We start from the raw sequence: 14,803 nt of genomic DNA on the forward strand, positions 1-14,803 counted from the left end.
AGCGTTTACGGAAGAACCATATCCGTATTCGTCAGATGCGTGATAAGCTAGAAAAAAAGAGAAAGAGGGAACGCCATGAATGTTACACAAGCCCAACTCGAGGAGTTGATTGAAGAATGCCGTCCGTATACAGTGCTTGGACAAGTCGCCAGTTATATCCCAGAGCTTGCGAAGGTTGATCCGACACAACTCGGAATCGCCGTCTGTAATGCCGACGGGACGTTCGTTTCGGCAGGTGATGCGGATACGATGTTTACACTACAGAGTGTATCGAAGATCATCACGCTCGCATTCGTTCTCGAGACATTCGGAGAAGATTATGTTTTTTCAAAAGTCGGGATGGAACCGACAGGCGATGCGTTCAATTCGATCGCAAAACTTGAAGAGACGATTCCGACAAAACCGCTCAATCCAATGATCAATGCAGGGGCACTAGCCGTGACGAGTATGCTACCGGGAACGGATGCTGCCGATAAATTACTTCAATTGCGTCAATTCATCGCAAAGCTATTGGATATTGAAGTAGAAATGGTAAAATATGACGCAGATGTCGCTGAATCAGAATTCGAAACGACGGATTTGAATCGGGCGTTGCTCTACTTCATGCGCTATCACGGTGTCATCGAAGGCAATGTCGAAGAAATCATCGACGTCTATACGAAACAATGTGCGATTTTGACGAACTGTAAAGGACTTGCCATGATGGGGAAAATTTTGAGTACATCCGGTAAGACGCCATCAGGACGCCAAGTCATTTCACGTCGGAACGCACGAATCATTCGAGCAATCATGACGACGTGTGGCATGTACGATGCATCTGGAGAATTTTCCGTCCAAGTCGGGCTTCCAGGAAAAAGTGGTGTTTCCGGTGCAGTCGTTGCTTGCGGTCGAAGTGATTTCGATATGGCCGATCTCGGAATCGGTGTCTTTGGACCATCGCTTGATGCCAAAGGGAACTCGATTGCCGGAACAAAGATGCTGGAATTACTCGTTCAACGTCATCCATGAGCGATTTCAATCTGATCAAGCGCAGAACGTAGTTCGTCCTCTAACCGCTTGATCTGACGCAAACGTTCTTCTTGATAAGCAGATGGAACCTCGAAAGAGCGCCATCTTTCTAATCGCTGATACGTGTCATTGATGTGTCCGAGTCGTGTCTGGGTTGCCTTTAGACGATCGACAGCAGACTTCGGTTGATGCGTGTAGGGACGAAGATACTCGACCGTATAACGGTATGCTTTTGTAGCAAGCCGTAATTCATGCATCCGTTCGACACGCTTCGTTCCATCCTTTCGTTGCACTTTTTCAAATTGTTCACGTTTTTTTTCATAGCGTTTCTCAGCGGCCTGAATCAGCTCTTTTTCTGACATCCGTTTGAGGCGCTTTGTCATTGGACCGGCTAAAAAGCGACGAACGGATCGATCCAGTTCATTGGAGATCAAGAGATGCATCGTCTCGATTAAAGTCGAACGTTTCCCTTGAAGTTGCAGAGCGACATGGTTCGCGAATAACTGATCGATTTCTGTTTTGTTTGAGGTTGCTTCGAGTTGTACGTCGAGGTCACGGACTTCGCCGAAAGCATGCATCAGCCGCTTCCAAATCAAATAAACGGGTTCCTCCGTTAAATCGACCAATCGGGCGAATGTGATTAGTTTCCGTAACCGAATCCGCGCTTGATGGACATCTTCCGGATTTTCAAACGTTTGAGCCTCTTTGGCATAATGATTGAAGGTCGACCATGTCTCAAGCAGTTCGAAAGTCAGCTTTTCAGTATCTCGATGGTTCATGAGATGAATCCCTCCTCGGATTATTTTCGTAAGAGTTCAAGAGTGCTAGGTTTTAAAATTAAGGAGGACACCTCCTGAAATGTGGTGGAAACATGTTAGAAACAGTTACGTTCTCAGGAAAGATGAAGCAATTCATGAAAATTTTCTTTCCGATCCTCGTAACGCAAGTCGCGTTTTACTTAATTAGTTTTTTCGATACGGTCATGGCCGGTCGATATGGTTCTGCTGATTTAGCAGGCGTCGGGGTCGGAGCAAGTCTCTGGGCACCCGTCTACACAGGACTGACCGGTATTCTACTTGCCGTCGCACCGCTCGTTTCCCAAGCGATGGGAGCAAAACGCGAGCGGGAAGTCAAACGGATCGTCATGCAGGCGTTGTACGTTGCTGTCGTGATCATTGGTTTGACTGTCGTCATCGGACTTATTGCTGTCAATCCGATTCTCGAACGGATGGAGTTATCAGCAGAGGCGCGTGAAGTCGCGCGAAATTATCTCGTGATGTTAGCACTCGGGATCGTACCGATGTTCGTTTTCTTCGTTTTACGAACACTCGTCGATTCATTAGGTAAATCAAATATCACGATGGTCTTACTACTAATCTCTTTACCCATTAACGTCCTTTTCAATTATCTATTCATCTTCGGAAACTTCGGTTTTCCGGAACTTGGTGGAGTGGGCGCGGGAGTTGCGACTGCCATCACGTACTGGATTCTCTGTCTAGCGATCATCGCTGTCGTCTTCAAAGGAGAATTATTTCAACGCCTTGGGATTCTGCGGCGCTTTTACCGTCCAGATATGAAGCGAATCAAGGAATTGATTCTACTCGGTGCTCCGATTGGTCTAGCGATTTTTTCTGAAGTCAGTATTTTCTCGGCGGTCACGTTGCTGCTCGGAGCGTACGGCGATGTCATCATCGGTGCCTATCAAGCGGCCATCAACTTCGCTTCGTTCGTCTATATGATCCCATTATCTGCTGCGTCCGCTTTGACGATCACAGTCGGTTTTGAGGTCGGTGCCAAACGGATTAAGGACGCTGTCCAGTACGTCGTCATTGGATTGACGATGTGTGTTGCCGTCTCCTTGTTCTCCGGGATCTTGTTGTACTTAAAGAATGAAGAACTTGCCGCTTTATATAGTCGTGATCCTCAAGTCATCGAAGCAGCCGCACATTTCATGATTTTAGCGATTTTCTTTCAACTGTCGGATGCCGTTGCTGCACCGACGCAAGGTGCATTACGTGGATTCAAGGATGTCAACGTCACCTTCTTGTTGACGATTGCTGCCTACTGGGTCATTGGACTACCATTAGGTTTTTATCTCGAACGCTATACGACGCTCGGACCAGATGGTTACTGGTGGGGATTGATCATCGGTCTTGCGGTCGGAGCAACACTACTACTTGTTCGTCTTATGCATTTAATCCGTAAATCAAGGAGGCTGGCAGCTTGAAATTCTCAAAACAACGCATCATGACGATTGTGAAGATCATCTTGCCGATCGTCTTGATTGGATTCATTTTTTATCAAGGACAAAACGAATTGCGTAGTTTGTCGCTACAGGAATCGATTCAAGCGATTCGTCAAGTCCCATCTTGGCAATTCATCCTGTTGATTCTCGCAGGTCTTGCGGCAGTCTCGACGATGTTCTTTTATGACTTCTTCTTATTACGTTCATTGGAGGCGAAAGTACCGATCGGACTAATTTTCCGAGCATCCTGGATTGCGAACTCCTTTAACGGCATCATCGGATTCGGCGGTCTCGCTGGGATGGCGATCCGCTCCGCTCTTTATCGACCATTCGTTGAAGGCGGTCGTTTGTTGAAGGCGATCGGCTGGATGGCACCGACGTTGATCAGTGGATTGTCCATCTTATCTGCCTTATCGCTTCTACACGTTTTTCCGGCGTTTGAAGTGCTCGATTTAAAAAAATGGCTGTGGCCCGTCATCATTGGTGTCGCATTCTTCTTTCCACTCTATCTGCTGTTCTCGTTTCGACGAGGCAATAGTAGCATCCATCCGAAATCGATTGCGTTATATTCACTCGTTTCACTCGCAGAATGGTTCAGTGCTGGCGTTGTCGTCTATCTGATCTTGGCAGCGCTCGGAACGGATGTTAGTTTCTCAAAAGTCATCGGTGTTTTCATCATCGCTGCGACAGCCGGTTTGATCTCGATGGTACCGGGTGGGTTTGGTTCGTTTGACTTAGTGTTTTTGATCGGCATGCAGCGTGCGGGTGTCGAGGAAGGCATCGTCTTGACAGGATTATTGATCTACCGTCTTGTCTACTACTTGATTCCGTTCCTGATCGGTGTCATTTTCTCAGCTCGGGAGTTCAGCGGTCCGGTCGTCAAGATGATCGAAGACAAACCGATCGTTGGTCCATCGATGGAGGTCGGGGGCGTCATTTGGCGCTTACAACTGCGATTCCTCAGTAAAATTCGTCATTTCACACTCGCATTGATCACACTCGTTGCCGGGATCACGATCTGGGGATTGGCGATTTTACCACCTGTCTCGACGCAATATGAATATTTGGAATCGAAATTACCGCATGAAGCGCTGTTACTCGCGAATAGTTTCTTCTTGATGGGCGGCTTATTGTTCGTCCTCTTATCGACAGCACTGTATCGTCGAACAAAACGGTCGTTATATATGATGTACGGGGCATCTTTTTTCGCGTTGATTGGAATGGCACTTCGTGGTTTTAACTTGATTTCCTTCCTTGCCGTCATCATCGTCCTCGTCTTGCTACTGATGTCGCGAAAAGCATTTCACCGAGAACGAACGCTCATTACGACGACACGGTTCATCCGGGTTGCCTTCGCTGGTCTATTGTACATTGGAGGATTCGTCTTTTTTGGATACGCCTTCTATACACTCGGATCAGCAGACGGAACAAAAGTGTATCCGGCACATGAAATTTTCATGTTTGCAGCGAGTGCCTCTATCTTTGCGCTCGTGTATGTTCTCGTCTTCATCCGCTTATTCAATACATTCAATCAACCGGTTCTCGGTGAGCGATTCGATGCTGAAAAGATCGAGTTGGTGTTGCGTGAGCAGGGTGGGAATTATTTAAGCCATCTCGCGTTTCTAGGTGATAAACGTTTCTTCTTCTCCGAAACAGGACGTTCATTCATCCAGTTCAGTCAGACCGGCAATCGGATCATGGTCCTTGGCGACCCTAGTGGAGATCCGAAGGAGCATTCACAAGTCATCGCGTCTTTCTTGCGTCGCGTCGAAGATCTTGGATATATTCCGAACATCTATCAAATTCAAGCGCAAAATATGTCTCTCTATCATGATTTTGGCTTCAACTTCTTCAAACTTGGTGAAGAAGCGATCGTTGATATTCCATCTTTCACTGTATCAGGAAAAAAACGAGCTGGACTTCGGTCGATTAAAAATCGCTTTGAACGAGAGGGCATGACGTTCGAAGTAGTCGAGCCACCTATTTCAGGAACTCTATTAGCAGAACTACAAGAGGTCTCCGACGAATGGTTAGGAGGGAAGTCCGAGAAAGGTTTCTCGCTCGGTTACTTCCACGAACCTTATTTAAACCGGGCACCGATCGGCATCATGCGTGAAGCGGAAGGACGATTGATCGGGTTCATGACATTCATGCCTGCTTACCAAGAAGGGGTCCTATCGATTGACTTGATGCGTTTTCGACCAGATGGACCGAATGGAATCATGGATGCGATGTTCATCCGACTATTCGAGTATGCGAAAGATGAAGGCTACCATACGTTCAACATGGGAATGGCTCCGCTTTCGTCCGTCGGAGAGGACGAGACGTCCTTCTGGCAAGAACGTGTGGCAGCGGATGTCTTCAATAATATTCGCTACATGTATAGTTTCACCGGTCTACGACGATACAAAGAAAAGTACGATCCAAAATGGGAAGGACGATATCTTGCTTACCGCAAGCGTCAATCGTTACCGATGGCAATCTTAAAAGCAACGCGTCTGATTTCTCGAAAGAAAGACCGGATTTTATTACCATGATCGACTGACGCATGAAGTCGGCAATCGACGGGTATACAAAGGGCGACCCTATATCTACGGATATGCGGGATCGTCCTTTTATAATTTCCTTTAAATGTACAAAGGTCTATACAACTAGAATTAATCGCGTTATACTAGATACGGAAGCAAGTCATGGAACGGATAGAGAAAGGAAGATGCCAGATGACAGTGATCATCAATGCTCGGATTTACACGGGAGAGCAGACGATTGAAGACGGCTTCATTCGTTTTGACCGAACAATCGAGGCGATTGGACCCATGTCGAAATTCGAGGAAATCGCAGGAGAAGAGATGATCGATGCGCAGTATCAATCACTCATTCCGGGAATGATCGATGTGCATATTCATGGGGGATATGATGTCGATGTCATGGATGGAGATGCCGAGAGGTTGCGTCATTTCAGCCGACAGATGTTACAAGAAGGTGTGACATCATTTTTAGCGACGACGATTACTCAGGACTGGGGAAATATCACACGCGCGCTTGAGACGGTCCGAGAAGTCGTAGCGCAAGACGATACGACGATCGTCGGCGTTCATCTTGAAGGACCATTCATCAATCCGGATTATGCGGGTGCACAGCCTCACGAACATATCGTCGAACCGGATGTCGAGCAGTTCTTGAAATGGCAAAAAGCAGCAGGGAACACGATCAAGCTCGTCACATACGCTCCGGAACGCCCGGGAGCACGGGCGTTCGAAGAAGCGGTGCGCTTGACGGGTGCGATTCCGTCAGCCGGACATACAGACGCGACGTATGCCCAAAACCAAGCCGGTCACGTCACGCATGGTACCCACCTCTACAATCAAATGCGGGCACTTCATCACCGGGAACCAGGCACGGTCGGATATTGCCTCCTGACACCAGACGTCTATGCGGAGATCATTCCGGATGGGATTCACAGTGCGCCAGAAATGGTCGACTTCGCCTACCGAATGAAAGGCGCAGATCGACTGATCGTCATCACGGATGCGATGCGTGCAAAAGGATTAGCTGATGGTGAATATGAGTTAGGTGGTCAGGCTGTATTCGTTCGAGACGGTGCGGCACGTCTTGAAAACGGTAGCTTAGCTGGAAGTGTCTTAACGATGGACACCGCCTTACGGAATATCATCGCCTATACAGGCTGTTCGCTCGAAGAAGCGGTCCGCATGACATCGGTCAATGCGGCAAAAGAACTTCAATTGACTCAAAAGGGTAGCCTCTCGGTCGGCAAGGATGCGGACATCGTCCTGCTCGACGAAGCGCTACACATTCAAGAAACGATTCATCGTGGTACGCGACACCGGATCACGAACGGAAAGGAGTCTACCTCATGAAATGGATGATCGTAGAAAAAGGAGAAGAATTAGCACAGGTGGCCTATCAATTTTTGAAACAGGAAATTGAGCGTCACCCGGAAGGTTTGACGGTAGGACTGGCAACGGGAAGTTCACCGGTCGGCGTTTATGAAGAATGGCGGAAGGATTCGCTCGATTGTCGACATGTGACGACGGTTAATCTAGACGAATATGTCGGTCTCAGCCCAGAGCATCCACAAAGTTATCATACGTTCATGCAAGAGCATCTATTCAAAGATGTCGCGTTTAAGGAATCATTCGTTCCAATCGGGGACACAGAAGATCCCGTGCGCGAAAGTGAACGATATGAAGCGCTCGTCCGCAATCGAGGAATCGACATTCAATTACTTGGAATCGGAGCGAATGGACACATCGCCTTCAATGAACCAGGTACACCGTTCGATGCTAAGACACACGTAACGGAATTGACAGAGTCGACACGAGAAGCGAACCAACGATTCTTTGATCGATTAGAAGAAGTACCGACGAAGGCGATCACGATGGGAATCGGTACGATCATGGAAGCGAAGAAAATCCTTCTCGTTGCTTCTAGTGAACGGAAGGCAGAAGCGGTTCGCGATATGATGGAAGGTGTCGCAACAACGGATTGTCCAGCAACTGTACTCAAGCGTCATGCTGATGTCATGGTGATCTTGGACGAAGAAGCTGCATCTTTATTGTCAGATGACGCTAAACGTACAGGACGGGCGGCATATCTGAATTTCATGAAAGTATGACGATGGAAGAGCGATGAATCAAAAGGGATAGAGACAATCATTGGATTGACTCTATTCCTTTTTTTGATTCTGTTGAGCCTAGTCTCAAGCGATTTGTTATTTAGATAGAAAGGTATCAACAGGACATATACCAAGATCATTCAATCTCATGATACAGCGCACTAAGGATCCATGATTTTTTCAGTGCAACGATTCCATACGATTTCTTTAACCGAAACGTAAATTGACATTTCATTAAATGTCCGGATAATGGAGATTAGCGAACTTTACGGAAAATTTACATGAAAATGAGGGTTTACATGATGGAAACGCGATCCGCACGAAAGAGACAGCCAAGTGCTGGCAAGATGTTCATGAAAGTCATCGCTGCACTCGTCCTGCTTGTCACAATCATCGGTTCTGGATATGCTGGAGCTGTTTTTATTAAAACGCAAGAAACATTGGCAAAGACGCAGATTAACATTCCCGGCTCGAAGGTGAGCTCTAAATATGATGATGTTCCGTCTGAATCGTTCTTGATTCTTGGAACGGATGAAACGAAAAAAAGTAAAGAACGAAATGAACCGGCGCGATCAGATGTCATGATCGTCGGGATCTTAAATAAAAAAACGGAACAATTAGTGTTGACGAGTATTCCGCGTGATTCACTCGTGAACATCGATTATTCGAAATACGATGTACCTTATGGTAAGACAGGTGTTGAGCAAGATAAAATCACCCATGCCCATTACTTCGGTTCGATGGATAAATCGAATTCCTATAATGGGATTAAATTAGCGCGTGAAACGACAGAAAACCTGCTCGGTATTCAAATCGATCACGTCGTTAAAGTTAATTTCCAAGGATTCGTTCAATTGATTGATGCATTGGACGGCGTAGACATCGATGTACGATATGCGTTCAAAGAGCAAGATTCAAAACGTAAAGCCGGTACTGTCACTGTTGATAAAGGTATGCAACATTTAACAGGAGAGCAAGCACTTGCTTACGTCCGGAACCGTCATGATGATCCGCTCGGTGATATCGGACGCGGTCAAAAACAGATGCAAGTCATTCAAGCGGTCGCCAAAGAAGCGGCAAGTTTCCGTTCCCTCAGTGCATACCGTGATATTTTGGATGCTGTCGGTGATAACGTCGAAACGAATTTAGGTCCGAACGATTATACACGCTTAGCAGATTTCACAGCAGCGTTACGTAACACGACGGAGTACCAACTCGCTGGAGAAGGTTATATTGGTATCAGCGGGAAATGGGAGTATCACCTCGATCCGAATCAATTGGAGCAAGTGAAAAGTAACTTAGCAAAAGCGATGCAAGGTCAAGAAGTCGAACCGATCAAGGAAGAGACAGACCCGGCACAAAGCACGACAGAAGAACCAGTGACGGAAACAGAAGCCGTTCCTGCTCAATAATATACGCTAAAAATCCCCTTGTATCATTGTCACTATACGACGATACAAGGGGATTTTTAGCGTTGTCGTTCCATTTCGACGGTGAAGGTATAGCGGTCTCCTCGGTAAGCAGAGATGACATATTCAAACGGTTGCTCCGTTGTAAGATACGTCAGTTGCTCGACAGATAAGACAGGCGAAGCGGTCGATAGACCAAGATGGCCCGCCTCTTCCTTCGTTGCCAGGCGTGATTCGAACGTTTGACTCGCACGCCCAAGATTTAATCCGCTCGCTTCTGCAAATGCATAGAGCGATGCGGTCGCGACGTCTTGATCGAGTCCAGGTAAGAGCTGTTCCGGGATATAGACGGTCTCAAGGGCAAGCGCTTGCTCATCAGCAATTCGTAAACGTTTCAGTTCATACACCGATGCCCCTTCGCGAATCCGTAGCTTATTGGCAATCGTCATCGAGGCGTCGATGATTTGATAGGAAAGTAGCGCACTCGTCGGTTCTAAACCTAAGTGCTCCATCTCTTCCGAGAAACTCGTCAATCCAGACAGTTGCATGACGATTTTTTTATTCGCGACGAATGTTCCACGTCCTTTTTGACGAATCAAGTAACCGGCGTTGACCAAGTTTGAAATGGCTTGTCGGACCGTCATTCGGCTGATTTGGTGCGCTTCCGCAAATTCGCGCTCGGACGGGATCAGATCGCCAGGTTGAAGAACACCGCTTTCGATTTGTTGTTTTAAGGCAGCTTCGATTTGATAGTAGATGGGGAGTGGTGAATTTTTATTGATATGCTGAATCACGGCATTTCGTCCCTTCGCGATCGGTAGTCTTTCGTCTAGTGTACTAGGAAAAAGGCAAGCCGACAAACGATTCTGGATGAAATATGGCATAATACAGAGTGAAACTGACAGAGAAAGGTGGTCGAGGTATGCGCCCCGAACAAATAGAATCCGATGTCCGAACCTTTCAGACATCCATTCGTGCAACAAAACAAGTAGATGGTTATTGGGTTGCTTTAGAGAAAAGTTACTTCTATCCGGAGAGCGGTGGACAGCCGGCGGATCGTGGAACATTGAACGACCAACCGGTCCTTGACGTTCAAATCGAAGACGGTGTCGTCTGGCACCAACTGGCGACGCCGCTCACAGGTGACGTCACCGGTATCGTAGATGACGCAGTCCGAATCGATCATGCGGCGCAGCATACGGCACAACATGTCATCTCTGCAATCCTACAAGATGAATCAAATATCAAGACACTCAGTTTTCGGACGGGAAGTGAGGTCTCGACGCTTGATATCGAGACACCTGAATGGACAACTATGCAACAAGAACAGCTGGATCGACGATTACGACATGTGATTGAACAAGGATTACCGATCACGGCGACAGAGTATGACGAGGCGGAAGCGCTACGCTTACCATTACGAAAAACACCACAAGTTGAAGGACGAATTCGTGTCGTTCAAATCGGCACACTCGATTATAGTGCCTGTGGTGGGACGCATCTTGATTCGACGGCACAGCTCGAGTCGATTCTCTTTACCGGAGTCGAGCGGATTCGTGGAAATATTCGTCTGTCCTATGTCGCGAAGGAACGGGCATACCAACTCGTTCAGGCAGAACGACGAGCCTTACGGGAAGCGGCGCAAGCCTTGTCGGTCAAACCAGTTCAAATGCTAGAAGCCGTCCAAGCGTTACAAGAAGAGCAGAAACGCTTAACGAAACAGGTCGAATACGCCCAGGAACAACTCGCAACGTTCACACTCGCTCACGCTTTAGAACAACAAGAAGGCATTCTTGTGTTTGAACATCTGGATGAAGAAATCAAAATATCCGAGCAGCTTGCTAAAGCGATTCAAGAAGCGGGACGCGTCGGCGTCGTCTGGAATGCGACGACGAACAAGTTACTGATGAGTAGTCCAGGTGAACCCCATCTCGGGAAGTTCGCTAAAGCACATGTCCAAACATTTAACGGGCGAGGCGGAGGAAGTGCGGTTCAGGCACAGGCACAATTTACGAATCGGGATGATGCGATGGCATATGTCGATCGATTACGGGAGGAATATCAGTCATGACAGTCATTCAAGTACGTACAGCAGAACAACATCAAGCCGTCCGGATGATCCGGGAGCGTGTCTTCGTCGAGGAGCAAGGCGTACCACGTCATCTTGAATACGATACACACGATGAGACAGCGATTCATCTGCTTGTCCTCGATGAGCAGAGTCGACCGGTCGCAACGGGTCGTACCCGTCCATATGACGACCAACGGATGAAGGTAGAGCGTGTCGCGACGCTAGCGACAGCGCGAGGAAAAGGATACGGTGGCGAGTTGATGCAGGCGATGGAACGAGTCGCACGTCGCGAAGGGAAGCAATTGCTAACACTCGGCGCACAAGTTCAAGCGATCCCGTTTTATCAAGGACTCGGGTATACGATCGTCTCCGATGAATTCGATGATGCGGGCATCCCGCACCGAACGATGGAGAAAAAAATGTAAGTCATTTTGAAAGAAATCCTGCAAAAAGGGTTTCTTTTTTTTGTTTTCTATGTATATATATAATTCATAATGAATTTTTATACAGACAGATGAATTTAAAACCAGGAGGGAATTATACATGTCGAAACAAAAATTGATCTTAGCGTACTCTGGGGGACTTGATACATCGGTAGCCATTAAATGGTTGAGCAAGGACTATGACGTCATTGCCTTATGCATGGATGTCGGAGAAGGAAAAGATTTATCCGTCATTAAAGAAAAAGCACTCCTCGTCGGTGCGATCGAATCGATCGTCCTCGATGTAAAAGAAGAATTCGCACAAGACTTCGTATTACCGGCACTTCAATATGGCGCGCATTACGAAAATGCCTATCCGTTGATTTCAGCGCTTTCGCGTCCGTTGATCGCAGAAAAGCTCGTCGAAGTCGCGCATCAACATGGTGCAACAGCGGTTGCTCACGGATGTACCGGAAAAGGGAACGACCAAGTCCGGTTCGAAGTTTCGGTCGCAGCACTTGATCCATCACTCGAAGTCATCGCACCGGTTCGGGAATGGAAATGGTCACGGGAAGAAGAGATCGCCTATGCGAAAGAAAACAACGTGCCGATCCCGATCAACCTCGACAGCCCATACTCAATCGACATGAACCTCTGGGGACGGAGTAACGAGTGTGGCGTCCTAGAAAACCCTTGGACAGAGCCACCACAAGACGCTTACGCGTTAACAGTAGCGCCAGAAGACGCACCGGATCAGGCAGAAGAAGTCATCATTGGCTTTGAAGCAGGTGTTCCGGTCTCGATCAACGGAACAACATATCCACTGGCGAAACTGATCACGGAACTGAACATCATCGCTGGTGCACATGGGGTCGGACGGATCGACCACGTCGAGAACCGTCTCGTCGGTATCAAATCGCGGGAAGTCTATGAGTGCCCAGGAGCAACGGTTTTACTCAAAGCTCACGCTGCACTCGAGACGATTACATTGACGAAGGACGTCGCGCATTTCAAACCACTACTCAGCAAACAATACGCAGAAACGATCTATAACGGTCTCTTCCATGCACCATTGACAAAAGGCTTGAAAGCATTCCTGACGGCGACACAACAGGACGTCACAGGAGAAGTTCGCGTTAAACTGTTCAAAGGAAACGCAACCGTGACAGGTCGTCAGTCCGCTGTCTCACTCTACGATGAGAAACTTGCGACGTATACGAAAGAAGACGCGTTCGATCATGAAGCAGCAAAAGGCTTCATCAAATTACACGGACTTGCCGTTTCGACTCATGCGAGCGTACATCGTCAGGCGGGTGTAACGAAATGACCAAACTCTGGGGTGGACGTTTTACGGAAAGTGCTTCCGCTCAAGCGGAAGCCTTCGGAGCATCGATCACGTTCGATCAAAAATTAGCGAGCGTCGATTTAAAAGGCAGTCTCGCACACGCGCAGATGCTATTTGAACAAGGGATCCTCGCTCAAGACGAGTGGACACAAATCGAGCAAGGACTGAAGCAACTGGAAACGACGTTAGCGGATCATGTGTATACGCTAGCAGATGAAGACATTCATATGAATCTCGAGCGTCTATTGACGGAACAGATTGGTCCGGTTGCAGGAAAACTGCATACGGCACGGAGCCGAAATGACCAGGTCGCAACGGATTTACATCTATGGATGGAACAACATGTTGAAGCGTTGACGACGGCATTACGCGAGCTCCAATCGGTTATCACGGAACAAGCTGAGCAACATATCGAGACGGTCATGCCAGGTTATACACATTTGCAACGGGCACAACCGATCTCGCTTGCGCATCACTTGCTCGCTTATTTCTGGATGTTCGAACGTGATGTCGAACGGTTGACGGATAATCAAAAGCGGATCCGGAAATCACCGCTCGGGGCAGGCGCGCTCGCAGGGACGACATTCCCAATCGATCGTTTCCGTTCTGCCGAGTTGCTCGGTTTTGAGTCAATCTATCCGAACAGTCTCGACGCTGTCTCCGACCGCGATTTCGTCATCGAATACCTCGGGATCGCCTCGACCGTCATGATGCATCTCTCGCGTTTTTGTGAAGAAATCATCATCTGGGCATCGCAAGAATTTGGCTTCATCGAGTTGTCTGATGCTTTCTCGACAGGGTCGAGCATGATGCCACAGAAGAAAAATCCTGATTTCGCTGAATTGATTCGTGGGAAAACGGGGCGCGTCTACGGCAATCTGATGGGCTTCTTGACGACGATGAAGGCATTACCACTCGCTTACAACAAAGACATGCAAGAGGATAAGGAAGGGGTCTTCGATACAGCAGATACCGTTCTCCAATCCGTTCAAATCTTCACCGGAATGATTGAATCTGCGACGTTTAAGACCGAAGCGCTCAAGAAGGCGACAATGCAAGACTTCTCGAATGCAACGGAACTCGCCGACTACCTTGTAACGAAAGGCATACCGTTCCGGGAAGCGCATGAAATCGTCGGCAAAGCCGTCCTTTACTGTGTGCAGAACGGTTGTTTCCTGAAGGATTTGAACCTCGAGACGTATCAAACGTTCCATCCTGATATCAAGGAAGACGTCTATCCGCTCCTCGATCCGGTTCAAGCAGTAGCACGCCGGACTAGCTACGGCGGGACAGGGTTTGCTGCCGTGTCGGAGCAACTCGAACTCGCGAAACAGCATCTTGCGAATTGACGAATTTTGAAAAAAAACAGTCAAATGACTGGATTTAACAAAAGATGTCTGCTATAACTGTAACTAACAACCGACAGATAGAGGCGCGGATGACATGAGTAGCATCATTCTTGAAGGCAAGCATGCCGAATGATGTGAAAGGGGAAGTCCGCCGAAGTGAACGAGAAGATGCTTCTTCTTGTTTGCTGGTACAACGGTTAAGATCCGTTGTACTGCCGAAACCGATGTTTCGGAGCGCTATCTTACGTAAAAGAACGAATGACTTTGTCTTCGTTTGTCCGATCGTGATAACGACGGGCCGTAGGAACGCTCCTACCG

The 14,803-nt window shown here is 47.8% G+C and carries 12 protein-coding genes and 1 riboswitch; of the genes, 10 read left to right on the forward strand and 2 right to left on the reverse strand.

All coding sequences use genetic code 11. The annotated features are described in order from the left end of the window. The first annotated feature begins 75 nt into the window (after positions 1-75). The gene (gene glsA / locus KNQ11_RS14640; protein WP_023467099.1) at positions 76-1,008 is read left to right on the forward strand and encodes a glutaminase A; all 933 of its coding nucleotides are present in this window, start codon (positions 76-78) and stop codon (positions 1,006-1,008) included. Here glsA and KNQ11_RS14645 read toward each other — a convergent pair. Further along, the gene (locus tag KNQ11_RS14645) at positions 999-1,787 is read right to left on the reverse strand and encodes a CHAD domain-containing protein (protein ID WP_149426803.1); all 789 of its coding nucleotides are present in this window, start codon (positions 1,785-1,787) and stop codon (positions 999-1,001) included. The two genes, glsA and KNQ11_RS14645, sit on opposite strands and share 10 nt — an antisense overlap. Positions 1,788-1,879: 92 nt before the next feature. On the opposite strand from KNQ11_RS14645, the gene KNQ11_RS14650 reads away from it, so the two are divergent. The 5 genes from KNQ11_RS14650 (at position 1,880) to KNQ11_RS14670 (ending at position 9,301) form a co-directional block, all read left to right on the forward strand. Beyond that, positions 1,880-3,235 (forward strand): MATE family efflux transporter, encoded by a 1,356-nt coding sequence (locus tag KNQ11_RS14650; RefSeq protein ID WP_023467101.1) that lies wholly within the window; start codon positions 1,880-1,882, stop codon positions 3,233-3,235. After that, positions 3,232-5,790 (forward strand): bifunctional lysylphosphatidylglycerol flippase/synthetase MprF, encoded by a 2,559-nt coding sequence (mprF, locus tag KNQ11_RS14655; protein WP_214772451.1) that lies wholly within the window; start codon positions 3,232-3,234, stop codon positions 5,788-5,790. The genes KNQ11_RS14650 and mprF overlap by 4 nt, the downstream gene beginning before the upstream one ends. 183 nt (positions 5,791-5,973) lie before the next feature. After that, positions 5,974-7,131: an N-acetylglucosamine-6-phosphate deacetylase gene (gene nagA / locus KNQ11_RS14660; protein ID WP_214772453.1), complete on the forward strand. Its 1,158-nt coding sequence runs from the start codon at positions 5,974-5,976 to the stop codon at positions 7,129-7,131. Next, complete coding sequence (nagB, locus tag KNQ11_RS14665) at positions 7,128-7,889, forward strand: glucosamine-6-phosphate deaminase (RefSeq protein ID WP_050679000.1); 762 nt, start codon at positions 7,128-7,130, stop codon at positions 7,887-7,889. Before nagA ends, nagB begins: the two co-directional genes overlap by 4 nt. Positions 7,890-8,188: 299 nt before the next feature. Further along, positions 8,189-9,301, forward strand: a complete 1,113-nt coding sequence (locus KNQ11_RS14670; RefSeq protein WP_231681811.1) for an LCP family protein — start codon at positions 8,189-8,191, stop codon at positions 9,299-9,301. Between the two features lie 56 nt (positions 9,302-9,357). Here KNQ11_RS14670 and phnF read toward each other — a convergent pair whose 3' ends face one another. After that, positions 9,358-10,092 (reverse strand): phosphonate metabolism transcriptional regulator PhnF, encoded by a 735-nt coding sequence (gene phnF, locus KNQ11_RS14675; RefSeq protein WP_029340766.1) that lies wholly within the window; start codon positions 10,090-10,092, stop codon positions 9,358-9,360. A gap of 128 nt (positions 10,093-10,220) precedes the next feature. On the opposite strand from phnF, the gene KNQ11_RS14680 reads away from it, so the two are divergent. From KNQ11_RS14680 to argH, 4 genes are all read left to right on the forward strand, one after another. Further along, positions 10,221-11,369, forward strand: a complete 1,149-nt coding sequence (locus KNQ11_RS14680; protein ID WP_214772455.1) for an alanyl-tRNA editing protein — start codon at positions 10,221-10,223, stop codon at positions 11,367-11,369. Beyond that, positions 11,366-11,794 carry a GNAT family N-acetyltransferase gene (locus KNQ11_RS14685; RefSeq protein ID WP_023467111.1) on the forward strand — a complete coding sequence of 143 codons (429 nt, stop codon included), beginning with the start codon at positions 11,366-11,368 and terminating at the stop codon, positions 11,792-11,794. Before KNQ11_RS14680 ends, KNQ11_RS14685 begins: the two co-directional genes overlap by 4 nt. Positions 11,795-11,912: 118 nt before the next feature. Then, positions 11,913-13,118, forward strand: coding sequence for an argininosuccinate synthase (locus tag KNQ11_RS14690; protein WP_050678063.1), 1,206 nt, complete (start codon positions 11,913-11,915; stop codon positions 13,116-13,118). After that, complete coding sequence (argH, locus tag KNQ11_RS14695; RefSeq protein ID WP_214772457.1) at positions 13,115-14,485, forward strand: argininosuccinate lyase; 1,371 nt, start codon at positions 13,115-13,117, stop codon at positions 14,483-14,485. The genes KNQ11_RS14690 and argH overlap by 4 nt, the downstream gene beginning before the upstream one ends. A gap of 70 nt (positions 14,486-14,555) precedes the next feature. Continuing rightward, positions 14,556-14,733: riboswitch (Lysine riboswitch) on the forward strand. The last annotated feature ends 70 nt before the right edge of the window (positions 14,734-14,803 follow it).

The organism is Exiguobacterium sp. s39, from assembly GCF_018618925.1.
In the GTDB taxonomy this organism is placed as follows: Bacteria; Bacillota; Bacilli; order Exiguobacteriales; family Exiguobacteriaceae; genus Exiguobacterium_A; species Exiguobacterium_A abrahamii.